Source organism: Polyangium sp. y55x31, assembly GCF_029946505.1.
GTDB lineage: Bacteria > Myxococcota_A > Polyangia > Polyangiales > Polyangiaceae > Polyangium.
This window is the reverse complement of record NZ_JARZHG010000006.1, coordinates 132,270-156,001: the sequence shown is the minus strand read 5'-3', so window position 1 is coordinate 156,001 and position 23,732 is coordinate 132,270. Positions and strand designations below refer to the sequence as shown.

The 23,732-nt window shown below is 69.7% G+C and carries 22 protein-coding genes; 7 read left to right on the top strand and 15 right to left on the bottom strand.

The features are described from left to right. Positions 1 to 73: 73 nt before the first annotated feature. Positions 74 to 982 (top strand): hypothetical protein, encoded by a 909-nt coding sequence (locus tag QHF84_RS14285; RefSeq protein ID WP_281313829.1) that lies wholly within the window; start codon positions 74 to 76, stop codon positions 980 to 982. 13 nt (positions 983 to 995) lie between these two features. On the opposite strand, the gene QHF84_RS14280 is transcribed toward QHF84_RS14285, so the two are convergent. Genes QHF84_RS14280 through QHF84_RS14260 form a run of 5 tightly spaced genes read right to left on the bottom strand, consistent with a single transcriptional unit; the run spans position 996 to position 4,782 of the window. Then, a complete protein-coding gene (locus tag QHF84_RS14280) occupies positions 996 to 2,162 on the bottom strand; it encodes an acyl-CoA dehydrogenase family protein (RefSeq protein ID WP_281313828.1) in 1,167 nt (388 codons plus the stop codon). Continuing rightward, a complete protein-coding gene (locus QHF84_RS14275; protein WP_281313827.1) occupies positions 2,159 to 3,013 on the bottom strand; it encodes an enoyl-CoA hydratase family protein in 855 nt (284 codons plus the stop codon). The genes QHF84_RS14280 and QHF84_RS14275 overlap by 4 nt, the downstream gene beginning before the upstream one ends. Further along, a complete protein-coding gene (locus QHF84_RS14270; protein ID WP_281313826.1) occupies positions 3,010 to 3,591 on the bottom strand; it encodes a MarR family transcriptional regulator in 582 nt (193 codons plus the stop codon). Before QHF84_RS14270 ends, QHF84_RS14275 begins: the two co-directional genes overlap by 4 nt. Continuing rightward, a complete protein-coding gene (locus QHF84_RS14265) occupies positions 3,588 to 4,007 on the bottom strand; it encodes a RidA family protein (protein WP_281313825.1) in 420 nt (139 codons plus the stop codon). Before QHF84_RS14265 ends, QHF84_RS14270 begins: the two co-directional genes overlap by 4 nt. 16 nt (positions 4,008 to 4,023) lie before the next feature. Next, on the bottom strand, positions 4,024 to 4,782 hold the full coding sequence (locus QHF84_RS14260) for an SDR family NAD(P)-dependent oxidoreductase (RefSeq protein WP_281313824.1): 759 nt from the start codon (positions 4,780 to 4,782) through the stop codon (positions 4,024 to 4,026). 245 nt (positions 4,783 to 5,027) lie between these two features. On the opposite strand from QHF84_RS14260, the gene QHF84_RS14255 reads away from it, so the two are divergent. Together QHF84_RS14255 and QHF84_RS14250 are read left to right on the top strand one after the other, a co-directional pair. Then, the gene (locus tag QHF84_RS14255; protein ID WP_281313823.1) at positions 5,028 to 7,064 is read left to right on the top strand and encodes a hypothetical protein; all 2,037 of its coding nucleotides are present in this window, start codon (positions 5,028 to 5,030) and stop codon (positions 7,062 to 7,064) included. After that, complete coding sequence (locus QHF84_RS14250; RefSeq protein ID WP_281313822.1) at positions 7,061 to 7,813, top strand: hypothetical protein; 753 nt, start codon at positions 7,061 to 7,063, stop codon at positions 7,811 to 7,813. The genes QHF84_RS14255 and QHF84_RS14250 overlap by 4 nt, the downstream gene beginning before the upstream one ends. Before the next feature lie 56 nt (positions 7,814 to 7,869). Here QHF84_RS14250 and QHF84_RS14245 read toward each other — a convergent pair whose 3' ends face one another. Next, positions 7,870 to 8,391 carry a tetratricopeptide repeat protein gene (locus QHF84_RS14245; protein ID WP_281313821.1) on the bottom strand — a complete coding sequence of 174 codons (522 nt, stop codon included), beginning with the start codon at positions 8,389 to 8,391 and terminating at the stop codon, positions 7,870 to 7,872. A gap of 90 nt (positions 8,392 to 8,481) precedes the next feature. Between QHF84_RS14245 and QHF84_RS14240 the strand changes: the two genes are divergently transcribed. The 3 genes from QHF84_RS14240 to QHF84_RS14230 are packed head-to-tail and all read left to right on the top strand — an operon-like array spanning position 8,482 to position 11,831. Further along, positions 8,482 to 10,482, top strand: coding sequence for a hypothetical protein (locus QHF84_RS14240; RefSeq protein WP_281313820.1), 2,001 nt, complete (start codon positions 8,482 to 8,484; stop codon positions 10,480 to 10,482). 34 nt (positions 10,483 to 10,516) lie between these two features. Next, a complete protein-coding gene (locus tag QHF84_RS14235; protein WP_281313819.1) occupies positions 10,517 to 11,230 on the top strand; it encodes an alpha/beta fold hydrolase in 714 nt (237 codons plus the stop codon). 10 nt (positions 11,231 to 11,240) lie between these two features. After that, positions 11,241 to 11,831, top strand: coding sequence for a hypothetical protein (locus QHF84_RS14230; protein ID WP_281313818.1), 591 nt, complete (start codon positions 11,241 to 11,243; stop codon positions 11,829 to 11,831). 155 nt (positions 11,832 to 11,986) lie between these two features. Here the strand turns inward: QHF84_RS14230 and gcvPA are convergent, their stop codons facing one another. The 9 genes from gcvPA to QHF84_RS14185 form a co-directional block, all read right to left on the bottom strand. Next, on the bottom strand, positions 11,987 to 13,345 hold the full coding sequence (gcvPA, locus tag QHF84_RS14225; RefSeq protein ID WP_281313817.1) for an aminomethyl-transferring glycine dehydrogenase subunit GcvPA: 1,359 nt from the start codon (positions 13,343 to 13,345) through the stop codon (positions 11,987 to 11,989). Between the two features lie 35 nt (positions 13,346 to 13,380). Then, a complete protein-coding gene (gene gcvH, locus QHF84_RS14220) occupies positions 13,381 to 13,782 on the bottom strand; it encodes a glycine cleavage system protein GcvH (protein ID WP_281313816.1) in 402 nt (133 codons plus the stop codon). 57 nt (positions 13,783 to 13,839) lie between these two features. Further along, positions 13,840 to 14,955 (bottom strand): glycine cleavage system aminomethyltransferase GcvT, encoded by a 1,116-nt coding sequence (gene gcvT, locus QHF84_RS14215; RefSeq protein ID WP_281313815.1) that lies wholly within the window; start codon positions 14,953 to 14,955, stop codon positions 13,840 to 13,842. Between the two features lie 126 nt (positions 14,956 to 15,081). Next, positions 15,082 to 15,597 carry a hypothetical protein gene (locus tag QHF84_RS14210; RefSeq protein WP_281313814.1) on the bottom strand — a complete coding sequence of 172 codons (516 nt, stop codon included), beginning with the start codon at positions 15,595 to 15,597 and terminating at the stop codon, positions 15,082 to 15,084. Then, positions 15,594 to 19,238, bottom strand: a complete 3,645-nt coding sequence (locus tag QHF84_RS14205) for a PilC/PilY family type IV pilus protein (RefSeq protein ID WP_281313813.1) — start codon at positions 19,236 to 19,238, stop codon at positions 15,594 to 15,596. The genes QHF84_RS14210 and QHF84_RS14205 overlap by 4 nt, the downstream gene beginning before the upstream one ends. Positions 19,239 to 19,248: 10 nt before the next feature. Further along, complete coding sequence (locus tag QHF84_RS14200) at positions 19,249 to 19,905, bottom strand: hypothetical protein (RefSeq protein ID WP_281313812.1); 657 nt, start codon at positions 19,903 to 19,905, stop codon at positions 19,249 to 19,251. Beyond that, on the bottom strand, positions 19,902 to 21,167 hold the full coding sequence (locus QHF84_RS14195; protein ID WP_281313811.1) for a prepilin-type N-terminal cleavage/methylation domain-containing protein: 1,266 nt from the start codon (positions 21,165 to 21,167) through the stop codon (positions 19,902 to 19,904). Before QHF84_RS14195 ends, QHF84_RS14200 begins: the two co-directional genes overlap by 4 nt. Continuing rightward, positions 21,167 to 21,778, bottom strand: coding sequence for a prepilin-type N-terminal cleavage/methylation domain-containing protein (locus tag QHF84_RS14190; protein ID WP_281313810.1), 612 nt, complete (start codon positions 21,776 to 21,778; stop codon positions 21,167 to 21,169). Before QHF84_RS14190 ends, QHF84_RS14195 begins: the two co-directional genes overlap by 1 nt. Further along, positions 21,775 to 22,341: a prepilin-type N-terminal cleavage/methylation domain-containing protein gene (locus tag QHF84_RS14185; protein ID WP_281313809.1), complete on the bottom strand. Its 567-nt coding sequence runs from the start codon at positions 22,339 to 22,341 to the stop codon at positions 21,775 to 21,777. Before QHF84_RS14185 ends, QHF84_RS14190 begins: the two co-directional genes overlap by 4 nt. A gap of 256 nt (positions 22,342 to 22,597) precedes the next feature. Here QHF84_RS14185 and QHF84_RS14180 point away from each other — a divergent pair, with 256 nt between their 5' ends. Then, complete coding sequence (locus QHF84_RS14180) at positions 22,598 to 23,686, top strand: DUF6599 family protein (RefSeq protein ID WP_281313808.1); 1,089 nt, start codon at positions 22,598 to 22,600, stop codon at positions 23,684 to 23,686. Positions 23,687 to 23,732: the final 46 nt, after the last annotated feature.

Genomic DNA, 23,732 nt, shown 5'->3' with positions numbered 1-23,732 from the left:
AAAAACCCGTAGGCGTCGCAAATTTGCCGCGCAACACGGAGGGTTTTACCGTGGGGTTTCGCAGCGCCAAACCATGGAGTCCTTCGACCAGTCCCTGAAGTATTTGCTGCAGCACAGGCCCGAGGCCTTCCTGCAGTTCGGGCTCGGCGATCCGACGATCCTGGTGATCGGCCCGTTACCGAGTGATCTGCCCGCGCGTGGGCGCGACATCGATGGGAGCTACCTGATCGTCCGTAACGGCGCGCGCACCGTGGCGCACCTCGAGTTTCACCGCAGGCACCAAGGAAGCGACGAGCTCGCGATCGACATCGCCGAGGCACAGATCCGCCTCTACCGCCGCGAGCGCCTCCCGGTGCTCTCGCAGGTCTGGGACCTCTACGGCGACGCGGACGAACCCGTCGTGACCGAGCGCGGGCTTCGGTTTGGCGCGTCCCTGGAGACGAGCGCATCGCAGGCGATTTTCCAGCGGATCAACTTGCGCGCGCTCGGCTGGGAGGAGCTCCTCTCGCAGGCGCCGCTTCCGCTCTGGCCGCTGGTCACGTTGACGCGGGATGGCGCCCACAGGGAGGTGGTGCGCGAGGCGTGTGGTAGAATCGAGGCGAAGAGGGAGCTCAGCTCGGGAGAGCGTGCGGATTATCTGGCAGTGCTGTGGTTCGTGGCCGAGGCGGAGGATGTGCCGACCCGGCTGCTGAAAATGTACATCTCGGAGGAACGACTCATGGCAAGCGAGCTGTACCAGAGCATCTTCGCGAGAGGCGAGGCGAAGGGGGAGACCACAGGCGAGATACGGATCCAAGCGGAGACCGTCATCCGGATCCTGAGCCGCCGCCTGGGCGTGCTCGAGCCGGCGGTCCGCGAGTGGATCCGACGGTCCTCCGATCGCGAGAGGCTGGGGACCTGGTACGACATGGCGCTCGTCGCCGACGACGCCGAGGCCGCGCAGCGGCTGGTCGAGACGATCCGGAAGGCGCAGCACCCCTGACGAAGGCCGCTCCTCAGCCGAGGAGGGCCTTCGCGATGACGAGCTTCTGGATCTCCGTCGTCCCCTCGTAGATGCGCAGCGGCCGGATCTCCCGATAAAGCCGCTCCACCTCGCTCCCTTCGAGCACGCCGATCCCGCCGTGGAGCTGCACCGCCTTGTCGATGATGCGTTGCGCGGCCTCGGTCGCGTACATCTTGCCCATCGCGGCCAGGCTCGTGACGCGCTCGCCCGTGGTGTCGCGTCGATGCGCGGCGCGCGCCACGAGCAGCCGCGCCGCGTCGAGCTCCGTCGCCATCTCCGCGAGGTACGCCTGCACGATCTGCCGATCCGCGAGCGGCGCGCCGAACTGGCGCCTTCGCTTCACGTGATCGATCGTCGCCGTGAGCGCCCGCGCGGCCATCCCGTTCGCCGCCGCGCCCACGGAGATGCGGAACGCGTCGAGCGTCTCCATCGCGATGCGGAAGCCCGCGCCCACGTGCCCGAGCACGTGCTCGTTCGGCACACGGCAGCCTTCGAGGCGAAGGCGGCCGAGCGGATGCGCGCTCATCGGCAGCGGCTCGAGCGTCAGGCCGGGCGCGCCCTTCGGGACGTAGAACGCCGTGATGCCCTTCCTGCCGAGCGAGGGATCGGCGTTCGCGAAGACCACGTGATGATCGGCGATCGGAACGTTCGAGATGAGCGTCTTTTCCCCGTCGAGCACCCAGGCATCACCGTCCTTGCGCGCGACCGTGCGCAAGGAGGCGACGTCGCTGCCCGCCTCGGGCTCGGTGAGCGCGAAGGCCCCGAGGCGGCGGCCTCGCACGACGTCGGGCACGACTTCGGCGATGAGGTCCTGCGAGCCGCCGAGGAGGATCGGATAGGTGCCGAGACCCTGCACCGCGAAGATCGAGTCGGCCTGCGCCGAGATCTGGCCGAGCGCCTCGCGCACAAGGACGAGCGCGCGCACGTCGATGTACGCGAGGTCGACGGGGCGCCCCGTCGTGGCCCCGCCGTAAGCCTCGGGCACGAGGTACGCGTAGAGGCCGAGGGGATCGCCGAGGAGGCGCGCGATCTCGACCGGATCCTCGGTCGTCCCGAGCACGCCGAGGTGCTCGCTTTGGAGAAGGGTCGCGAGCTCGTGGTGGCGCTGCTCGAAGAACGGCGCGAGGTCCGGGACGGAGAGCGAAAAGCGCCCGCTCATGTCTCGCTCCCTGCGTCGGCCTTCGGCGCGGCCGGCGGCGGGTCGCAGATCTCCGCGCCGAGGAAGCGCGCCGGGCGCTTCACCTTGTTCGCCTCGTAGGCCTCGCGGAAATCGGGGTGCGCCATGCAGAGCGCCTGCGCCTGCGCCTCGGCCTCGATCGCGGCGGCGAGGGTCAAGCCGTGCTCACTCTCCAGCATCTGCTTCGTCATGCGATGCGCGAACGTCGGTCCCTTCGCGAGGCGCTCGGCCCAGCCGCGAGCCGTGGCGAGGACGTCGGCGTCGGGCACGACGCGGTTCGCGAGCCCGATGCGGTGCGCCTCCTCGGCGCCGATCAGATCCCCGAAGAACAGAAGCTCCGCGGCCCTTCCTCGGCCGACGATGCGGGGCAAGAGGAACGATGCGCCCATGTCCGCCCCCGAGAGCCCGACGCGCGGGAAGATGAAGCCGATGCGCGCGCTCTCCGCGAAGATGCGCATGTCGCAGGCCGTGGCGATGACCGCGCCCGCGCCCACGGCGACGCCGTTCACGGCGGCGATCACGGGCCTCCGCAGCTCCGCGATGCTCTGGATGAGGGCGCCCGTCACGCGCGTGAACTCGACGAGGCCCGTGATGTCGCGGGCGAAGAGCTCGGCGATGATGCCCTCGACGTCGCCGCCCGAGCAGAAGCCGCGGCCCTTGCCGGTGATCACCACGGCGCGCGCGTCGTCGGCCTTCTCCAGGGAGCGGAAGGTCTGGGCGAGCTCGCCGTACACCTCGAAGGTGAGCGCGTTCAGGCGCTCGGGCCGGTTCAGGGTGATCTGGGCGATGCCGCGGGATATTTCGAGGTCAAAGGTCTTCGGCGAGAGGGTCACGTGTCTTCCTCGGATTTGGCGCGGGCGCGGCGCCTGCCCGTGCCGCGCTCGGGGGTGCGGCGAGCCTCGCCGCGCGGGCCGCGGACGGCCGAGAGCTCGGGTCCGCGGATGGTTTGTCGTACCTTGTCGAGCATCCGCACGAGGCTCGACAGCTCGCTGCCGCTGAGCGACGAGAACAGCTTGGAGACGCGCGCGGCGTGGCGGCGCTCGGCGCGCTGGAAGGCGAGCTGGCCCTTCGGGGTGAGGTGCACGCGCCAGGCGCGCCGATCGTTCGGATCGGCCCTGCGCTCGACGAGCCCGTCGCGCGCGGCGCGATCGACGAGGCCGGTGATGTTGCCCGCCGTCACCAGCATCGAGCGCGAGAGCGACGCGAGGGTCTGACCGTCCTCGCGCACGAGGTTCGAGAGCAGATCGAAGCGCGGCAAGGTCATCTCGTGCTCGAGGTCGTCGCGGATCGCGGCGAGCGCGGACTTCTGCACGGCGAGGATGCGCACCCACGCGCGTACGGAGGGGTTCTGCTCGCCCTTGCCCGCGGGCTGCGCGCTCACGGGCCTGCGTGTCGGCGCGCCTCGCCTCACGCCGGATCCGTCGCCCCACGAAGCACGGCCACGGCCTCGATCTCGACCTTGGCGCGCGGCTCCACGAGGCCCGCGACGCCGAGCAGCGCCATCGCGGGGAAGTGCTTGCCGAGCCGCGCGCGCCACGCTTGCCCGATCGCCTTGAGCGACCCGCGGTAGGCGTCGAGATCCGTCACATACACGGTCATCTTGGCGAGATCCGTGGGGCTCCCGCCGGCGGCGCGCACGACGGCGATCACGTTGTCGAGCGCCTGCGCGAACTGCTCGGCGAGGTCGTCGGTCTCGAACTCGCACCTCGCGTTCCAGCCGACCTGACCGGCCACGAGGAGCGTGGGTCCCGAGACCAGGGCGCCGTTCGAGTATCCCTTGGGGGGCAAAAAGCCCTCCGGGTTCACGAAGGTGAGCTTGTCGTTCATGGCCTTTTCCGCCTTCCTATTTCATGACCTGGCCGCCGTCGATGGGGATGGCCTGGCCGTGCACGCTGCGGGCCTCGGGCGCGCAAAGCATGGCCACGATGTGGGCGATCTCCTCGGGTTCGGCGAAGCGCTGCTGCGGTGACATGTTCGCGAGGATCTTGTGCGCCGCGTCGGCGCTGCGACCGGTTTTTTGCGCGATCCGCGTGGTCGCCTCCTCGCCCATGCGCGTCCGCGTCCATCCCGGGCATACGGCGTTGACCGTGACGGGCGACTTCGCGATCTCCACGGCGAGCGCGCGCGTCATGCCGACCATCGCGTGCTTCGAGGCGCAGTAAGCCACGCTGTATCCGTAGCCGACGAGGCCCGCGTTCGAGGCCACGTTGATCACGCGGCCGAAGCCACGCTCGATCATGCCGGGAACGAACGCGCGGCAGAGGGCAAACGCGTGGGTCACGTTCACTTCGAGCAGGTCGTCCCAGATCTCGTCCGTCGTGCGGTCGAAGGGCAAAGACTCCGCGAAGCCCGCGTTGTTCACGAGCACGTCCACGGGACCCGCTGCGCGGATGACCTCGATCGCGTCCTTCACGCTCGCGCGATCTTTCGCGTCCATGCGCACGGCGACGCCGCCGATCTCGCTCGCGACCTCGTCGATCTCGGGCTGGGTGCGCCCCGTGACGACGACGCGCGCGCCCTCGCGGGCGAGCCGTTCGGCGATGGCCCGGCCGATCCCGCGACCACCGCCCGTGACCAGGGCATTTTTTCCAGCGAGGTACATGACGCACCTATAAAAGATTCACATCTAAAGGACAATGCAGCCGAACGAGCGTGGGCGGAGGAGGCCGGGAAAGGACGAAAAGCCGGGTCCTCGGGTCGTCGCCCTCCGCGCGGAGCGGACGGCGCGTGGGGCGAATCGAAAACGACCGGGGCGCCGCGGGGTCGGAAATTGCGCGGCCGAGCGACAAGAAAAGCAGGCGCCCCCGGCCTATCGCGGGGGGCTACCGTCATGCATACTTTTCCGTCATGCGCGACCTTCGGAGCTTCTCTTTTGCGCTCGTATCGTCTTCGATCCTGCTCGGCGTCGCCGGATGTGGTCCCGAGCCCGCCGTGCCGCCCGAGGCCGCCTCGATCTGGGTGGCCCCGTCGTCGCCCACCGCGCCCGCGGACACGTCCTTTTTCGATCATCCGTGGCCGAGTGATCTGCGCCTCGAAGACGGCGTCGTGCCCCTCGAAGGGTATCCGAACCCGCGCATCGTGCCGATCCTCTCCGAGTACATCTCGCTCATGGATCGCAAGCTCGACGGCTTCTCGCCGGCGGCCACGGGCTACCTGCGCTTCGATGGTCCGCTCGATCCGAGCTCGCTCCCGCAAAACCCGGGGCTCACGCTCGACCCGCGCGCGTCGGTGCAGCTCCTCGACATCGATCCCGCGTCACCCGAGCACGGGACACGCAGGCTCGTCTCGCTGAAATTCCGCGCGGAGGAGGGCGTGTATTACCCGACGAACACGCTCGCCTTCATGCCGACGCTCGGGTTCCCGCTGCGGCCGCATACCCGGTATGCGCTCGTCGTGACCGACGCCGTGCGCGGCGTCGCGGGAGGCTCGATCGCGAAGAGCTACGAGCTCGCGCAGGTGCTCGGCGAGCAGAGCCCCGAGAGCGATGCGGCCCGGGTCGCGAAAGAGGTGCTCGCGCCGGCCGTGGCGGAGATCGAGAAGGCCGGGATCGAGCGCGCGCGCATCGTGCACCTCGCGGTCTTCCGGACGAACGATCCGACGGAGGAGCTCTTCGCGGCGCGGGATCATCTGCGCGCGAACGTGCCCGCGCCCGTCGCGAACCCGACCGCGTGGGTCGTCGGCGGCACGTGGGACGCGCGCACTGAATACCTCGGCGTCTACGGGCCCTCGCCGAATTACCAGGAGGGCGAGCTTCCCTTCGAGAAGCCGAGCGACGGCGGCGCGTTCAAGTACGAGAACGGCGCGCCCGCGGTCGTCGACACCTTCAATCTGCGCTTCTCGCTCACCGTGCCGAACTCGCCCGCGTGCCCGATGCCGGCGAACGGATACCCGATCGTGCTTTACGCGCACGGCACGGGCGGCGACTTCCGCAGCTACGTGTACGACGGCACGGCGCGTAGCCTGGCCGAGCAATGCATCGCCTCGATGGGCGTCGATCAGATCTTCCACGGCCGCAGGCCGGGCGCGCCCAAGGACGGCGATACCTCGCGGATCTCGCTGCTCTTCTTCAACGTGAACAACGTCCTCGCGGCCCGGACGAACAGCCGGCAGTCGGCGCTCGACGAGGTGCAGCGCGCGCGGCTCTTCACGGAGTCGAAGATGGAGGTGCCCGCGAAGATCTCGGTCACGGGTCAGCCGATCCGCTTCGACGGCTCGCGCCTCACGTTCTTCGGCCACTCGCAGGGCGGGCTGAACGGGCCGCTTTTCCTCGCCTCGGACGATCAAGCGCGCGGCGGCGTGCTCTCGGGATCGTCGGCGGTCATGGCCATCACCCTGCTGCAGAAGACGAGCCCGTCGCCGAGCATCGCGCAGCTCGTGAAGACGGTGTTCCTGAGCCTGAGGGCCGAGGAGGAGGGGGAGCTCGACCTCTTCCACCCGGCGCTCTCGCTCGCGCAGATGCTCGTGGACGCGACCGATCCGCTACATTACGCGCAACGTGTGGTCCTCTCGCCGCGTGACGGGATGGCGCCGAAGAGCATCTACATGACCGAAGGCGTGAACAACGACGGTTCGGGCGACAGCTACTCGCCGACACGTGGCATCGAGATGCATGCGATCGCGATGGGCCTGCCGCTCGTCATGCCGTCGCAGTGGCCGATCCCGGAGCTCGAATGGGGCGGGCCGGGCACGGTGGAGATCCCGGCGTCGGGGCTCGCGGGGAACCTCGCCGACGGGAAGGCGACGGGCGTGCTCGCGCAATGGCCGGTGCCGGAGGACTCGGACGGTCACTTCGTGGTCTTCCGCGTGACCGAGGCCCGATCGCAGGCCTCGAAGTTCCTCCGCAGCCTGAGCGACGATCCGAAGGGGCAGGTCTCGCAACCGTGACGCACGACGAAACGAGCGGGCGCGCGGCGCGCATCTGCGCTGCAGGAGCGATCACGAAGCGGCGTCCGCCGTCTCCGGCGGCGTGGGATCTCGCGGCCGATCCGCCCGAGGACCTCGCGGCGCTCTGGGCGCACGCGGGCGGGCTCGAGCTCAGCGACGGCACGCGCCTGCTCGGGCCCGAGGAAGTTGGTCCTGCAACGAAATGGCTGACGGAGGAGAAGTCGCTCGGCTGGGACAGCGATCTCCTCGTGATCGGCGAGCGTGACGATCTCGTGATCGTGCGGGACCTCGATCACGCGGGCATACGCGCGGGCGGCGGCGTGCTGGAGGCGCCTTCGGACGGGCTCGAAGCGTTCCGGCGGGTCGCGTGGAACGTGCTCGGGTACCTGGAGACGCGGCTCGGGTTCGAGCCCGCGCCGCGGCCGACGCCGGAGATCGCGGCGCAGCAGGCGGCCTCGCAGAAGGACGTCGCGGCGCTCACGAAGGTGCTGGCCGAGTCGTTTTACCCGGGCAGCGAGGCCGTGGCCGCGCACGCGGCGCTCGTGCTCGGCGAGATCCTGGCGGCCGCGGGGGACGACGTCGCGGCAATGCGCGCGTTCGTGCGGAGCGTGTCGTTCCGTGTGCAAGGGGCGCGTCGTGGGGCGGAAGCCCTGGAGCGCGCCGCGGGCTTCCGCGCGGCCGCGCGTGTGGCCGAGTCGGTGGGCGCCAAAGCCCTCGCCGAAGCGTGCCTCACGCGTGTCGACGTCTGAGAGGGTGTTCCACAGCGTTTTTCACGCGCGACGCCTGTGGAACCAACCTCTTCGTATCACTCGAACTCGACCGGCTCGTTCTCCCCGGCGATGCCCAGCATGCCGAGGATCTGCTCGACCTCGAGCCGCGCTTCGAGATCGGGGTTCGACTTGAGGAACCCTTCGAGTTGCTTCTTCGCGGCCTTGCGGTTGCCTTTCGCCGCGTACGCGAGGCCGGCGGCCTGCATCGCTTCGCCGTCGCCCGGGAACCTGCGCAGCGCCTCGTTCGCCTGCGACAGCGCGCCGTCGAGATCGCCGAGCTGGCGCAAGAGGTGCGAGAGCGCGACACGCGCGCCGAGGTAGTTCGGGGCGAGGCGGAGCGCCGCGCGGTAGGCTTCACGCGCGGTCTCGCGCTCTCCCGTCTCGAAGAGGGCGGCGCCGAGGAAATGGAACGCGTAGGGGTTCCTCGGGTCGGCCTTGATGACGTTTCGCAGGGCGACGAGCGCCTCGACGAAGCGCCCGTCGTTCATGAGCTCGGTCGCTTCCTCGACCGCGTCCCATCGGGCGGCGTCTTCTGCATCCACGGTCTGCGTTGCCATGCGCGAAGCATACGCGCGGAAAGCGCGGCGCGCCGTAGGGCGAGCGATCAGCGCTTCCGGCACCTCGTGTTTCGTGGTTAGTCCCGCTCGATGCTCGATAGGCCCCGCGAGCCCGTGCTGTTTCCGGTCTTCGCGGCGATCCTCGTGATCGCGGCGGGCCTCGCGTTCTGGCTGCCCGGGTTCGAGCGGACGGACGGGGTGTTCCCGGTCCCGCTCGACGACGTCTACATCCACTACGGATTCGCGCGATCGGCGGCCCTCGGCCACCCGTTCGCGTGGCTGCCGGAGAACGGCTACTCCTCGGGCGGGACGAGCCTCACGTATCCGCTCGTGCTCGCGCCTGCGTGGGCGCTCGGCCTGCGAGGCGCGTCGCTCTCGTACTTCGCGGCGGCGATCGCGTGCGTTTGCCTGTGGGATCTCTGCCGCTCGGTGCGGACGCTCCTCGAAGGCGCGCCGCGGCTCGCGGCCTGGATCGCGGCGCCCCTGCTCCTCGCGGTACCGCTCGTCGACTGGAGCCTGTACTCGGGCATGGAGACCGCGCTCTTCGCGGGGATCCTTGGCCGCCTGCTCGTCGCGGCGCGGCGCGCGACGACGGCTTCGCCGAACGAGCGTCCCTCGGCGCAGCTTCGCGCAGGGCTCTGGGGCGCGCTCCTCGCGGCGACGCGGCCCGAGTCCGCGGCGCTCGTCGCGCCACTCGGTGTCGCCATCGTGTACGGCGCGCGTTCGCTCGGCACGTGGTCCTCGCTCCTCCGCGCGCTCGGACCGATGGGGGTTTTTCTGGCCGCGCAGGCGGCGGCGAACCTCGTGTTCACCGGGGAAATCAGCCAGGCGGGCGCCGTCCGCAAGCTCGTCGGGACGAACCCGTACCTCACGCCGATCGAGGCGGCCGTGGAGGTGATCAAGAACCTCGCCGTGCTTCAGGCGCAGGCGTTCGACGTCGCGCTCGGGGGACCGTCGTTCTCGTTCGTCGTGCCGCTCCTCGTGCTCGTCGCGGCCTTCGCGCGGCGCACGCGCCTCCTCGCATTGCCGCTCGTCGCGGGGGCGATCGGCATGCTCTTGCTCGTGTCGCTGAACACGACGGCGCGGTACCAGAACTTTCGGTACGCCGTGCCTTCGCTCCTGTTTTTGCTCGTCGCCGCGGCGCTCGGCGCAGGGGAGCTGATGCGAAGGGGGCGGGTGCTTCGTGTCCTCGGGCTCGGGCTCGCGCTCGTCGCCGTGCTCGCGCCTGTGCGGCTCTTTCCGCGGCAGATCGATCATTTCGCTCGCGCCTCCGGCAACATCGAGCATCAGCAAGCCGAGGTCGCGCGCCGGCTCGCCGCGCTTTCGCCGCGTCCTCGGCGGGTCCTCGTCGGTGACGCGGGCGCGATCCCCTACCTCTCGGGCCTCTCCGCGCTCGATGGCCTCGGCCTCGGCGGTTATCACGACCTGCCGTTCGCCCGCGCTTCGGTGCACGGGATCCCCGCGATCGTCGAGCTGATCGAGCGGATGCCGGCGAGCGATCGGCCCGACGTGATGGCGATCTATCCGAGCTGGTTCCCCGATCTCGCACGATCGTTTGGACAGCAAATGTTCTCCGTGCGGATCGAGGACAACGTGATCTGCGCCGCGCCGGAGAAGGTCGTGTATGCGGCGGATTGGTCCACGCTTGCTCCGAACGACGAGGCGCGGGCGGGCGTGGTCGACGAGGTCGACATCGCGGACCTCGTGGACGAACGGGCGCACGGATACACGTTCCCGCGGCCGCAGGCCGGGTGGGTGATCGGCGCGACGTTGCGGGACGCGGCCGGGCGCGCGCGGTTCGATGCAGGCCGCATCATCCCGCAGGGGCAAAGCGAGTCGTTCGTCGTCGCGCCGCACGTCCAGCGAGGCCCCGCGACGCTCGTGCTCCGGACCGACGGAGGCGGACCGATCACGCTCGTGATCGAGCTCCTTCGAGGAGGCATGCAAACCGTGGAGATCCCGGCGCGGGACGAGGCTTCGTGGTTCGAGGCGCGTGTGCCGCTCTCCTCCATCGGCGGCCGTGATTCCGTGAAGATCACGGCGAAGCAAAACGCGTGGCGGAGCTTCCACGCGTGGCTCGTACGACCTTGAAGATCACGGGCGCCGTCCGTGGCATCCTCGCGGCATGGCGGATCGTCCCTCTTGGACCCGCGCGCTCGTGAACGCGGGCCGCGAGGCCCTCGCGTTCGGGCGGCAGGCGTGGCTCCTGCGGCACGATCTCGATGGAGCCGCGGCGCCGGCCGAAGTGCAGGACGGCGACGACGTCGTGGTGCTCCTCCACGGCCTCTTCGCGACCGCAGGCGGCCTTCGCCCCATGCGTCGCGCAATCACGCGTCACAAGGGTGTGCACGCCGCGGCGATGACGTATCCGCCGGGCCCCGGCGTCGAGGAGCTCTCCGAGCGGCTCGCGGCGCTCACCGCGGAGCTGCCCGGCGGAGCGCGCCTGCACCTCGTGGGGCACAGCCTCGGCGGCGTCGTGGCGCGGTTTTACGCGCAGGAGGCGGGGGATACGCGGGTCGTGCAGACCATCTCGATGGCGAGCCCGTTCGCGGGCGTCGTCGGGGCGAGCGCCCTCGGTTTCGGTGCGGCGCGTGATCTCGCGCCGGACAGTGCGATTCTGCGCAGGATCCGCCTTGCTGCTTCGGCCACGGCGAACGTCCCGCACCTCTCGATCATCGCGAGGGCGGACGCCGTCCTGCGTTCGCCCGTGTCGCACGCCCTGCCCGGCGGCGAGGTGATCGTGATGGAAGGCCAAGGGCACAACACGGTGCTCTTCGACGAGGAGGTCGCGCGGATCGTCGAGCGGCGGATCCTCACCCGCCGCAGAAAAACGTGCTAGGTGCGGTTGCGTGCGTCGCAACGTGAAAGCTTCGTGGATCGGAGTCGCGCTCGCCCTCGGAGTCGCGCTCGCGCCGGACGTCGCGCGGGCCGATGCGTCGGCGTGGGCGTTCGCGGGGGCAGGGGCGCTCGCGTGGAAAGAGGGGACGGCTCCGCTCGCGCCGCGCGCGGCCTTCAACATCGATTACGGCGTGGGCACGTCGCCGGATGGATCGTTCATCGTCGGAGGGCTCGCGCGGCTCACGCCCGTGGTCGACGAGGGCCTCGACCTGTCCTTGCTCGCGCGTTTCGCCACGCACGGCTTTCAGGCGGGCAAGGTTGGCGTCGCGCTCGACGTGGGCGGCTACCAGAGGCTCTGGGGGACGTACTCGCGTGGTGTGGCCGGCGGCCTCACGCTCGGCTTGCCGCTCGGCTTCTCGATCGGCGTGCAGGGGCTCTACGGAACGGGCGACGCGCTTGCGTTCGGCGCGATCGCCGGCATCGATTTCCTGCGCATGACGATCTACCGGCAGTCGATGCTCGACGCGTGGCCGAACCCGTACCCGGCGTATCAAACGCCCGCGGCGACGGCCTCGTTCGGACCGTCGCCGCGTTTCTTCTAGGTCGGCGGAGGCAGAGAAAGCTCCGACTCGTGCATCGACCGCATCGCGGTCGATGCATCAGAGGTCCAGGGCTGGCCCTGGTTCGGGTCCAGGGGCGAAGAGCCCCTGGTCGGGGCCCGGGGTGAAACCCCGGCGCGACGCTGTGGAGCTCCTTCTCAGATCGACGCGAGCGCCTTGACCAGTCGGTCGAGGTCCGCGCGCGTGTGGCGCTCGGTCACGGCGACGAGCAGCTCGCCTTTCCGATCGGCGCTGATGCGGCCGAGGTCGAAGCCGGGGATGATGTCCTCTGCGGCGAGCTTCTCGCAGACCTTCTTTGCGTCGCCGCCGCGCACGCGCACGACGAACTCGTTGAAGGTCGGTGCGCGGTAGGGCAGCGAATAGCCTTCGAGGCCTGCGATTGCCTGCTTCAGGTATTCGGCCTTGGCGAGGCACTGGCGCGCGGCCTCCACGAAACCCTTCTTGCCGAGCATGCACATCTTGATGGTCATCGCGGTCGCGCAGAGGCCGCTGTTCGTGCAGATGTTGCTCGTGGCTCGCTCGCGGCGGATGTGCTGCTCGCGTGTGGCGAGCGTGAGCACGTAGCCGCGGTTGCCTGCCTTGTCGACGGTCTCGCCGACGATGCGGCCGGGGATCTGCTGGAGGTACTTGCGGTCTTCGCGGCATGCGAAGAGACCGACGCCGGGGCCGCCGAATTGCGGCGGGAGGCCGAGCGGCTGTCCCTCGCCCACGGCGATGTCGGCGCCGAGTGCGCCGGGCGACTCGAGGAGCGCGAGCGCGTACGGATCCTGCGTCGCCGTGATCACGAGCGCGCCCTTGTCGTGCGCGGCCTGGGCCACCTTCCGGAGATCGCAGATCGAGCCGTAGAAGTTCGGGTACCCGACGACGACACACGCGGTCTCTTGCGTGATCGCAGTCGCGAGTGCGTCGACGTCCGCGGCGCCGTCTGCGGCGAGGGGCACCGTCGTGAGCGATGCCTTGCCCGTCCCGAGGCCACGCACGTGCGTCTCGATCGTCTCCAGGTACTCGGGGTGGATGCCCGCGGAGATGACCGTGTGCTCGCGACCGACGAGCCTGCGCGCCATGAGCACGGCCTCGGCGGCTGCGCTCGCGCCGTCGTACATCGACGCGTTCGCGAGCGGCAGGCCGAAGATCTCGCTGACGATCGTCTGGAACTCGAAGATGACCTGCAGCGTGCCCTGCGCGACCTCGGGCTGGTACGGCGTGTACGCCGTGTAGAACTCGCTGCGCAGGAGGAGCTGGTCGGCGGCGGGCGGGAAATGATGCTCGTACGCGCCGGCGCCGAGGAACGAGAGCATGCCGGCCGCGCGGTTCTTGCGGGCCAGCTCTTCGAGGTGGCGCATGAGCGACGGCTCGTCGACCGGCGCGGGCAGGTCGAGCGGGCGATCGTAGCGGGCGCGTGCGGGGATCGATTCGTAGAGCGCCTCGAGCGACGGCAGGCCGACGGCCTCCAGCATCGAAGCGATCTCCTCGGGTGTATGAGGGAGGTATCGCATGGGTGTGGAGAGAGATGAGGAGGCCGCGGCGCGTGTCAGTGGGCGGCGGTCTTCAGGAGCTCAGTATAGGCGGTGGCATCGAGCAGGCCATCGAGCTCGCTACGATCGGAGGGCTCCACGGCGATCATCCAGGCGAGGTCGTAACAATCCTCGTTCACCTTCTCCGGCTCGCTCTCCAGGAGTTGGTTGATCTGCACGACCTTCCCGCTCACCGGGGCGAAGAGATCGCTCAGCGTCTTGACGCTCTCGATGGTCCCGAAGGCCTTGCCCCGAGTGATCGTCTCGCCGACCTTCACGTCGAGGTTCACGAGCGTGATGTCACCGAGCTGATCCACGGCGTACGCCGTGATGCCCACGAGCACCCGGCCGCCCTCCTCCTTCGTCCACTCGTGATCCTTGGTGTACCGACGATCCGAACGAACATCATCGCTGGCCATACGAAGTCTCTCTCCTGTCCCTGTGACGCCACGCTTTCGCTTGCTACGACGCTTCTGCTACGACGAACGCTTGTAAAACGGAGTCTTCACCACCACGGCGCTCACCGAGCGGCCGCGGCAGTCGACCTCGAACGACGTGCCCACCTCGGCGAGCGACGTGGGCAGGTAGCCGAGGCCGATGTTCTTGCCGACCGTGGGGCCGGGGCTGCCGCTCGTGCACACGCCGACCTTGGTCCCCACCTTGTCGAGGAACGGGTAGCCGTGCCGCGCGATGCCGCGGCCGGTCATCTCGAAGCCGACGAGCTTGCGCGTCAGGCCCGCGGCCTTGAAGCGCTCGAGCGCCGTGCGACCGAGGAAGTCGCCCTTGCCGAGCTTGACGACCCAGCCGAGGCCGGCTTCGAGCGGGTTCGTCGTCTCGTCGATCTCGTTGCCGTACAGCGAGAGGCGCGCTTCGAGGCGGAGCGTGTCACGCGCGCCGAGGCCGGCGGGCTCCAGGCCGAGCGGGCCGCCGAGCTGGACGAGGGCGCGCCAGAGCTGCGCCGCGCCGTCCGTGGGACAGAAGATCTCGACGCCGTCCTCGCCCGTGTAACCCGTGCGCGCGACCGTGCACGGGACGTTCGCCAGCGTGGCGTCGCGGAAGTGGAAGCTCGGAAGCTCCGCGAGCGCGGGGCCGTCGCCGCCCGCCTGCGCGAGCAGCGCGAGGGCCTTCGGGCCCTGCAGCGCGATGAGCGCCGTGCGATCGGAGGCGTCGTCGAAGTCGCAGTGGTTCACCGCGGCGGCCCGGAAATGCGCAGCCATCTTGTCGCGGTTCGCAGCGTTGCAGACGATGAGCCACTTGGTCTGCGACACGCGGTAGACGATGAGGTCGTCGAGGATCGTGCCCGCGTCGTTGCACGCGACGGTGTAGAGCGCCTGCCCGTCCATGAGGCGCTTCGCGTCGTTCGTGATGAGGTAGTTGACCACGTCCGCCGCGTAGTCGCCCGAAAGGACGAGCTCGCCCATGTGGCAGACGTCGAAGATCCCGACGGCCGTGCGCACGGCGCGGTGCTCTTCCGTGACGCCCTTGTACTGCACGGGCATTTCCCAGCCCGCATAGGGCACGAGGCGGCCGCCGAGCGCGACGTGCTCATCGTAAAGAGGGGTCCTGCGAAGCGGTACCTGGGGCTGATCCATGGTCGACACCCCGCGCGATGTAGTCCGATTCGGGGTCAAAGTCGATGGCCGTCCCGTGCGGTTCAGCACGGACGCACGATCGCAGCCTGCACGATCGATGACGCGCCGCGCCTCTCGGCGGAGGCTTCATTCGAGCTTCGTAGGATCGAGAGGTTGCCCCTGCGGTGTGAGGCCGAGCTCGCGCCACCGTTCTTCCTCGGTCAGGCCGTCCTTCGCGGGGGGCCGGGTCACGTCGCGCACGACGATCTCGGTGTGATCGTCCCGCATGAGGACCTCGATCTCGAGCACACGCGCAGGCGCGGCCGCGGACTTCACGGTCGCGCCGTGGAACACGGTTTTTGGCGGGGCCGACTCGACGCGTTCGGCGACGACACGCGCCTTCACGTACGTCGCGACGTCCTCGGCGCGCAGGCTGCCCCGCGCGAAGAAGGCGTCGGGGAACTGCGCGGTGACCGTCAGGGCGCGAGGTAGTTTGAGCCCAAACGCATCGACCGTGCCCTCGGCGAGCTCGCCGGGCGCGAGCTGATCGGGGCGCGGGGCCGGGGCCGCGGAGGCGGCGCCGGCGGGCGCGCGGCGTTCGCCTTCCCCGCGGCAGGCGGAGAGCAGCACGAGCGCCGCGGCGCAGAGGATTGCGTGGTTCACTCGAGGACGAGGCCCCACGAGTCGATCCTCACCGAGGTGCGCGGCGGCGGCAGGCGTTTCGTCACGGTGTTCGTCTTCGAGTTCTCGCTCGACGTGCCGCCCTGACCGGTCTGGAAGACGAGCTGGAACTCGCCCGCGGTCGAGTTGTTCACGACCGACATCGGGCCGAACGCGGGGTCGTCGAAGTTGAGCTGCTCGTAGCAGCTCGGCGTCTGCGTGACGGCCACGCCGAACACGACGGTGCCAGGCGGCTGGTTCTCGAAGAAGCTCACCGTCTGCGGCGCGTTCACCGGATCCTGCACGTACCGCGGGCAAGGCCAGTCCGTCGGCGGCGTGGGACCGTTGGCACTGCAAGCAGTCTTCCGGTAGTAGTCGACGCCCCAGACGGCGCCGTAGCCGTCGGAGCACGCGTTGCCTTGCGGGCCGGTCGGCGTGAACGTCGAGAAGTAGGCGACGCCGTTGAAGAGCGAGATCGGGCCGGTCACGCGCACGCCGTTCTCGAAGGGGATGACCCAGTTGCTCTTCGTGACGAACGAGCCCGCGCCGTCCGGCTCCTCGCGGATCGACCACGCGCGCGTCTGCACGCCCGCGCTCGACGTGAACGTCTCCTGATCACCGGTCGAGAGGAGCACGACGGGGTTGCCGATCGGATCGACCGTGACGATCGGCGGCGTCTCGATGGGCTGGCGCGTCGCGGCCGTGTCGTTGCCGAACGCGTACGCGTCCCATGCGAGATCGACGGTCCACTTGTCGGGCTTCGGCGAGGTGAGGTTGATGCGATAGAGCGTCCCGTCCGCGTCGCCGACGTAGATGCGATCGGAGACCTGGCCCGGCTGCGAGGGATACGGGACGGGGACGCCGGTGACGGGCGAATCGAAGGACTCTGCCTTCACCTTCGTCGAGGGCAGCGTGGGGCCGTCGTCGGCCTTGCCACGGAAGTTCATGAGCAGCTCGCCCGTGTCGAGGCGGACGATCGAGAGCGAACGCGCCGCGCCGACCCGGCCGTTCGCGTCGTGCCAGCACCGCACGACGTCTCCGCTGACCTTGGGCTGGTACGCGTCGGACGACGAGACGCGCGTCGTCGACTTGAGGCGCGGGCAGCTCCCGTTCGTGAGCGTCGTCGTGCCGCCCGGGAGGATCGCGACGGCGACCTCCTTCACGTCGTTGTTGCCGTCGTCGACGGCGATCGTGGCGATCGCGGGTTTGATCGTGGTCGCCCCGAAGAGCGGCTCGCCGCTCGTGTTCGTCGAGAGCTGCCAGAGGAACTTCGGATCCGTCGCGTTCGTCACGTCGAGCGCGTAGTAAAAGCTGCCGCCGAGGCCGCCGGCCGCGACGAGCACGCTCCGCCACGGCGAGCCCGCCGCGCCGGCCTGCGCCTGCGCGCGCGTGCGCTGGAAGATCACGTCCTTCACGACGGGGCTTCCATCGAGCAGGAACGCCTGCCGACCGTACGTGGGCAAAAGACCGGGGAGCACGTGCGGCGGGAGGAACGACCAGAGCTCGTTGTTCTGCAGCGTGTCGACGCGCTGCGTGTCGGCCGGATCGTTCGACGCGACCTTGAAGGCGTGGAGCTGGCCGTCGGTCGTGGCCGCGAAGAGCACGAGCGGGCGCTTCTTGATCACGGGATCGGCGGCGAACGCGGCGTACGACTCGTCGCGGAGGAACTCCTTCGGCGCGCCCATCGTGATGGGCGAGGCGTGGTAGATGCTGCCGAAGCCGTTGCCGTACCGCGACTGCGGCACGCCGGGCAGGCCGACCTCCCAGCGGACCACCGTGTCGGCGCAGGTGCTCGCGTTCGCGCCCGAGCCCGCGATCGCCTTGCACGTGTCGGGCACGGGGCTCGACGGGATGTCGAGCGCGAGCGGCGTCTGCGCGAGCGTCGACGCGAACACCGAGCCGTCGACCAGGCCCGTGCTCGTGCCGCCGTAGAGGCCGAGGCCGTCGTCCGTGACGAGGCTCGGCCGGAGCGAGCGGCGCGAGTGGATCTGCCCGTTCGCCTGCGGGCCGATGAGCGTGAAGAACTTGCGACCGGGCGTGTTCGTGTTGAGGTTCGCCTCGAAGTCGTCGCCCTTGGCCTGCTCGATCGACGCGAGCACGGGCTTGAGGATGCCGTTCTGGTTCTCGCAGACGTAGCGCTTGCGTTCGAGGTTGCCGGTCCAGAGCGAGCCGACCGGCGCGTCGAAGGACGTGACGAACTGGTAGCCGGCGGCCTGGGCGTTGCCCTGGCTCGTCGTGGCGCCGGCCGTGGAGAAGACGGGGATCGTGCGGCTCGTCGAGCCGGCCGAGACGACGGCGAGGACCTGATCGAGCGCGCTCTTCAGCGTAGGCAGGTCGTTCGCGAAGAACGCGCGCTTCGTGCCGCCCTCGTAGGCGATGCGCGAGAGCGTGCAGCATGCCTTGAGCGTGCCCGTCGCGTTCGAGCAGAGGCCGCCGGGGTTCACGATGTCGGCCTGCGTGAGCGTGCTGCAGTCGGTGCCGCCGGCCTGCGACAAACCAAAGCCGATGGCGAAGGTCTTGATCGGGTTCGACAGCGTCGCGAGCTGGTGCGCGATCTCGTGCGGCCGCGGGTAGGGGCACTTGCCGTTGCCGGTCCCGCACGACTCGCGCAGGTCGAGGTTCGGCTCGCCGTCCGAGAGCACGATGACGAACTGGTTGCGGCACTGGCCTGCGACGTACGGATCGTTCTTTGGGCCGAAGGGTTTGCCCGTGGCCGGATCGTTCGAGCCGTCGTTCAGCAGGTAATCACGCGCGTCGGCGAGGATGCCCGCGATCGGGGTCGCGCCGTAGGGCCGCATCGCGAGGAGCGAGGCCTGGATGCGATCGTTCGTCTGCTGGATCTGCGCGATCGGCGCGTCGTGCGTGCCGAAGCCGATGAGGCGGCCTTCCCACGGCGGCGCGGCGGGGTTTCGCCCGCCGACCTCGAAGTCGTGGGTCGCGCAGTTCGGAGGGTTGCCGTTCGCGGGCGAGCCGCCGGAGCTCCAGTTCGGGTAGTAGCTCCACATGCCCTTCGTGCCGTCGTTCGGCGCGGGCGCGGATCCGCTCGCGCCGGTGCCGGGATCGGGCAGCGTGTCGAACGTCATCAGGCCGAAGCGGACGCGATCGCGGTACGTGTCGAGCAGACCGTCGTTCGCCTGCTGGAACCCCGGCGACGCGCAGGCCTGGCTCGTGTTGTTCCACGCGTGCGTCTTCAGCGCGTTCGCGGGCCAGTCCCACCAGGCCGCGCCCATCGAGCCCGGACCGTACGCGCAGCCGTTCGAGAGGATGCGGTGGAACGGCAGGTAGTACTTGTAGTCGTAGGGCTCGGGGCCGTTCGGCAGGGTGAACTCGTTGAGGAACGAGGTCGACGATCGATCCTGCGCGAAGCACGAGAAGTTCTGGATCGTCCCCGTCAGCACCGTGACCAGCGTGGACCAGCGGTTCAGCGGCGTGGCCGTGCCGGGGACACACGTCGCGCCGGCCTCCTCGGGGCGCTTGCCGTTCGCCATGTTCTCCATCGACCCCGAGGTGTCGATGACGAGCAGCACGTTCGGCAGCGGCGGGTTGATGTCCATTTGCGCCTCGGCGACGGGCGCGAAGGACGCGATCGAGAGCAACGTTGCGGCGGCGATGCTGGGGGAGAGGACGCGGGTCAGGGTTCGCATGGGTCCTCCGTCAAGGTCCGGAGATCGGTCCGACGACGAGCTCGGCGCGGAAGGTGGTGCTCGAAAGGGTGCTCGCGACTCCGCCCGGCGGTTCGAGCCGGATGCGGCCCGTTCCATGAAGCATGACGCTCATGAAGTGGACGTTCGCCGCGCCCGCGGAGGTGTAGTCGAAGCCCGCGATGGGGCGATCGACGCGGTAGAGGTCGTTCATCTCGACGAGCAGATCGGCCGAGGCGTTTTCGATGCGGCCGAGCGTGCCGTGATTGCCGGTCTGCGGGTCGTACGGCTGGAAGAGCGCGAAGCCGAGCTCCTTCTCGAGGTACGTCCGGCCGAACCGCGTGCAGTTCTGGTAGTACGGGTCGCCCGACATGCCGAGGCACTCCGTGGAGTTCTGCCGCGCGAGGAAATCGATCTGCGCGCCTAGGTCACGCGAGACCTTCGCGGTGACGGCGTTCATCGCGCTCTCGCCGAAGTAGCGGCTCTGCGTGGTGACGCGCGAGGTGCCGCTCGTGCTCGTGGCGATGGTGCTCGCCTGCGCGGCGAAGAGGCCGATGCCCGTGAGCATCGCGATGACGAGCACGACCACGAAGACGGTGGCCCCGCGCTCGCCGCGGCGCGCGCGGCGGCGCGTGATCGCGCTCGGGTTCGTTCGGACGAGCTCGCTCACGGCTCACCTCCACGCGTGTTCACGAGCGCGAATTCGCGCTCGAGCGTGCGGACGCGCGCGAAACGATCCGCGCCCTTCGCGCTCCCCACGAGGAAGCGGAAGGGGCGGCCCGCGGGCGCCGCGATCTGCGTGGGTCGATCGGGCGCGCGGGAACGCGTGGAGAGACGAACCTGCACCGAGCGCACGGCCTCGGGCCGGCTGCCTTGCACGTCGGGCGAGCCCGCGATCGCGTAGACCTGCGCGTTCGGCACGGGATCGGTGATCGGGAAGCGCTCGAGGACCGGCGCGTCCGGCTGCGAGGTGACGGTGAGCGCGGTGATGCCGAAGCGCAGCGCGATCGCGTACTCGGTGACGAGCTCCAGCGTGCCGGGGATCTCGCTGTCGTCCGGCGCGAGCTCGACACGCACGAGCTCGGTGCGATCGGCGTCGCCGGTCACGGGGTTCAGCGGCTGCACGTAATCGGCGAAGCTCGCGTCGGCCACGACGGACCGGAGCTCGTAACGGACGCGCGAGATCACGTGCACGGGCCAGCCGCTTCCGAAGCCCTTGATCGCGCACGACGAGCCCGTGCCTTGCGAGGTCTGGATCGGCACGAGGGGCGTGTTCTCGATCGTCACCTGGATCGAGCTGATCGGCGTGCCCGTCGCGGCAAACCCCTGGATGCGGCCGTAATAATCGTGCGTCGGTCCCTCGATGTGCAGGATGCGGCCGGCGCGGAAGAGCTCGGCGAGCCTGGAAGCGACGTTGCCGTTCTGCGTGAGCGCCGCGAGGCGGCGGATCGCGCGGCTCTGCGGCTGGAGCACGATCGTCGTGGTGCTCGCGCCGGGCAGCGTCGTGCTCATGACGAAGTTCTCGCCGGAGTCGAGGTCACCCGCGATCGTGATGCGCTCGTTCCGCAGGTCGTTGCCCGCGTTCTGCGGCAGATCGGGGCGGGCCTCGATGACGACGGGCGCGAGCCTGCGCATGCCCGCCGGCCAGTCGACGAGGTTCGTCTGGGCGCAGATGCGTCGATCCGTGAAGGGGTTTCGCGTGGTGTTGCGGCCGGCGTGCTCGAGGTCCGTGCCCAGGCGGCCGAGGCCCATCGACACGGCGACCTGCGCGTACGACATGCGCGCTTCCTCCTGGAAGATGCGCACCGCGTTCTTCGAAAGGAGCACGGCCGCGGCGGCGACGAGCGCGCCCGCGGTGATCGCGACGAGCAGCTCGACGAGCGTGAAGCCGCGCCGATCGCCGCTCTTTGGGGTGCGGTTCTTCGCGCGCATCAGTTCGAGGCCTCCGCCTGGCCGACCACGGTGGAGAGGTAATAAAAGCCGTACCGCGCGTCGTTCTCCTCGATGTTCGCGGGTGCGGTCGTGCGGCACTCGGTGATCGGCGCGAGGTCGCGGCGCCAGATCACGCGAACGAGCGCGCGGACGGCGATCGGGTGCGTCGCGCCGACCAGCGAGAGGGGCTTCTGGACGGCGCGCGCCATCTGCAGGTGCGTGCAGAACACGCCGTTCGTCGTGGTGTCGCCGACGGGCACGTCGGCGCCGTGGATGTCGGCCACGGGCGAGCTCCAGCCGGAGACCTCGGGCGCGAGGATCCATTGTCCCGGGCCCGGCGGGTTCACGGGATCGTACACGCCCGAAGAGACGAGCCAGCGCGTCTCGCCGAGGTCCGAAACGCCGAGCGGATCGTTCCACTGGAGCGCGTCGATCTTGAGCCGCTCGGCCCACGTGGACGCCACCTGCCGCGCGCCGTCGCCGACCCGCGCGTTCGAGTTGCCGATCAGCGCGACCTTCTGCAGCGCGATCACGCCCGTCGCGCCGACCGCGAGGATCGCGAGGGCCATCATCACCTCGATGACCGTGTAGCCACGCAGAGCCCGCTTCATTGGATCACCCTCGGCAGGCCGAACGACGGCACGAGCACGCGGCGAACCCGGCCGTTCGCGAGGTTCGTCACGGAGAGCTTCGCCGCGCCGACCATCTGCACGAACGCGCCGTCGTTGTACCGGACGAACGCGGTGCGGCGCGCGAAGCAGACGTCGGCGATCTCCTGGTTCGAGTTGTCGGGGCCGAGGAAGCCGACGTCGACGATGGTCTTCTTGTCGGTCGAGGCGAACCGATAGGTTTGTCGCTCGAGGGTGGGGTCGGCCCAGTCGATCGTGTTGCAGCCGCGCGGCGAGATCAAAGTCGGCGCGGGCGTGTCGAGCGCGGCGCGCACGGTCTCGACCTGCACGGCGCCGCTCGGCTTGCGGAAGCGCACGAGGAACGTGGCGCGCTCGGACGACTCGACGTAGCCGCGGCGGTAGATCTCAGCGAGCTGCATCGTAAGCCGACTCAGGCCGATGTCGCGCATGATCCGGATGAACGCAGGCGACGCGACCGCGGCGAGCAGCGTGATCATGAAGATGACCACGAGGATCTCGGTCAGCGTGAAGCCACGCCGCCGCACCACCGCGATTGCAGCGCGCGCCCTGGGAAGCCGGCGAGAAAGGAAACGAGCCACCAACATGATTGGTAGCAAGCCTCGTGCCTCGAAGAAAAAGTTTTCGGGGAAGCTGAATGGGCCGAGAGCAAGGCCCGATGCGAGGTGTGGCGCGGGACGAGCCGCTACGGATTGCGACGCTCTGCAAAAGTTGCGGGATCCGGGGGGCCGGGGGCCTCGCGCCCTTGCACCGGTCTTCTGATCGTTGCATGTGCGGTCGACCATGATCCAAAGGCATGCGGCATTCGGTTCCCTCCTCGCCCTCGCCCTCGTCAGCGCTTGCAAGAACGAGGAGCCTCGCGGCGCGGCGCCACCGCCGCCTCCCGCGGCGAAACCCGCGGCCTGCGCGGGCGGCGGCGGGACCCTGTCCGACGCGCAGTCCGCGGCGTTTTTCCCGCGCACCACGGCGAACTTCTGCCTCGACCCGAACGGCGGCGACAAGACGTACGGCGAAGGCGGCAGCCTCCCGCTCGATCAGATCTGCGACATGTTCGACGGCGAGTGCGAGATCTACAAAGGCTTCGGCGTTCGCCGCGTCGTCGAGCTCAGGTACGTCGACGGCGGCGGCAGCGCGGCGACCATCGACGTGCACCTCTCCAAGTTCGGCTCGACCGAGGGCGCGTACGCGATGTTCACGAAGCGCGTCGTCGGCGACGGGGATCCCGCGGGCGAGGACACGCCGCGGCCCATCGAGGGCGGGGGCGCTGCGGCGCTCGGGCTCGGGACGGCGTACCTCTGGCGCGGCGCGCACCTCGCGGAGATCACGTACAACGACGAGGCCGCGGCGGAGCCCGCGATCAAGGCGCTCGGGGACAAACTGCTCGCGCCGCTCGTGAAGGAGATCGGGGCGAAGCTGCCGGGCGAGACGGCGCTCCCGCCGGCCGCGGCAGCGCTGCCCGAGGCGAACCGGATCCCGCTCGGCGTGCGCGTGGTGACCAAGGATCTCCTGGGGATCCCGAGCACGGGCGGCGGCGCGTTCGGCTACTACAAGGACGGGGACAAACGGTATCGGTTCGCCGTGATGGTGCGCGCGGACGACGAGCAGGCGAAGGACGTGCTCGCCACGCTCGGCAAGGGGCCCGGGGCGCAAAAAGAGAAGGGGATCGGCGACGGCGCCGTGCGCTTCATGAGCAAGGAAGGCGAGGCGCCCGCAGTCGAGTGGATCGTCGCGCGCACGGGCAGCCGGCTCGTGGGCATCGGCGACGAGGTGCGCGTGCTGCGCAGCGGGATGACGGCCGACGAGGTCACGAAGGTCTCGCTCGGCAAGGACGAGAAGATCGCGCGGCTGAAGGACGCGATCGCCAAGAAGTGAGGGAGGCGAGGGGACGCGGCGTCTGCCCGCGTCCCCCATCCCCGTC

Coding starts and splice junctions, on each gene's coding strand:
- QHF84_RS14285 (WP_281313829.1), top strand. CDS start 74: ATGGAGTCCTTCGACCAGTCCCTGAAGTATTTGCTGCAGCACAGGCCC.
- QHF84_RS14280 (WP_281313828.1), bottom strand. CDS start 2,162: ATGAGCGGGCGCTTTTCGCTCTCCGTCCCGGACCTCGCGCCGTTCTTC.
- QHF84_RS14265 (WP_281313825.1), bottom strand. CDS start 4,007: ATGAACGACAAGCTCACCTTCGTGAACCCGGAGGGCTTTTTGCCCCCC.
- QHF84_RS14260 (WP_281313824.1), bottom strand. CDS start 4,782: ATGTACCTCGCTGGAAAAAATGCCCTGGTCACGGGCGGTGGTCGCGGG.
- QHF84_RS14255 (WP_281313823.1), top strand. CDS start 5,028: ATGCGCGACCTTCGGAGCTTCTCTTTTGCGCTCGTATCGTCTTCGATC.
- QHF84_RS14245 (WP_281313821.1), bottom strand. CDS start 8,391: ATGGCAACGCAGACCGTGGATGCAGAAGACGCCGCCCGATGGGACGCG.
- QHF84_RS14240 (WP_281313820.1), top strand. CDS start 8,482: ATGCTCGATAGGCCCCGCGAGCCCGTGCTGTTTCCGGTCTTCGCGGCG.
- QHF84_RS14235 (WP_281313819.1), top strand. CDS start 10,517: ATGGCGGATCGTCCCTCTTGGACCCGCGCGCTCGTGAACGCGGGCCGC.
- gcvPA (WP_281313817.1), bottom strand. CDS start 13,345: ATGCGATACCTCCCTCATACACCCGAGGAGATCGCTTCGATGCTGGAG.
- gcvH (WP_281313816.1), bottom strand. CDS start 13,782: ATGGCCAGCGATGATGTTCGTTCGGATCGTCGGTACACCAAGGATCAC.
- gcvT (WP_281313815.1), bottom strand. CDS start 14,955: ATGGATCAGCCCCAGGTACCGCTTCGCAGGACCCCTCTTTACGATGAG.
- QHF84_RS14205 (WP_281313813.1), bottom strand. CDS start 19,238: ATGCGAACCCTGACCCGCGTCCTCTCCCCCAGCATCGCCGCCGCAACG.
- QHF84_RS14195 (WP_281313811.1), bottom strand. CDS start 21,167: ATGCGCGCGAAGAACCGCACCCCAAAGAGCGGCGATCGGCGCGGCTTC.
- QHF84_RS14190 (WP_281313810.1), bottom strand. CDS start 21,778: ATGAAGCGGGCTCTGCGTGGCTACACGGTCATCGAGGTGATGATGGCC.
- QHF84_RS14180 (WP_281313808.1), top strand. CDS start 22,598: ATGATCCAAAGGCATGCGGCATTCGGTTCCCTCCTCGCCCTCGCCCTC.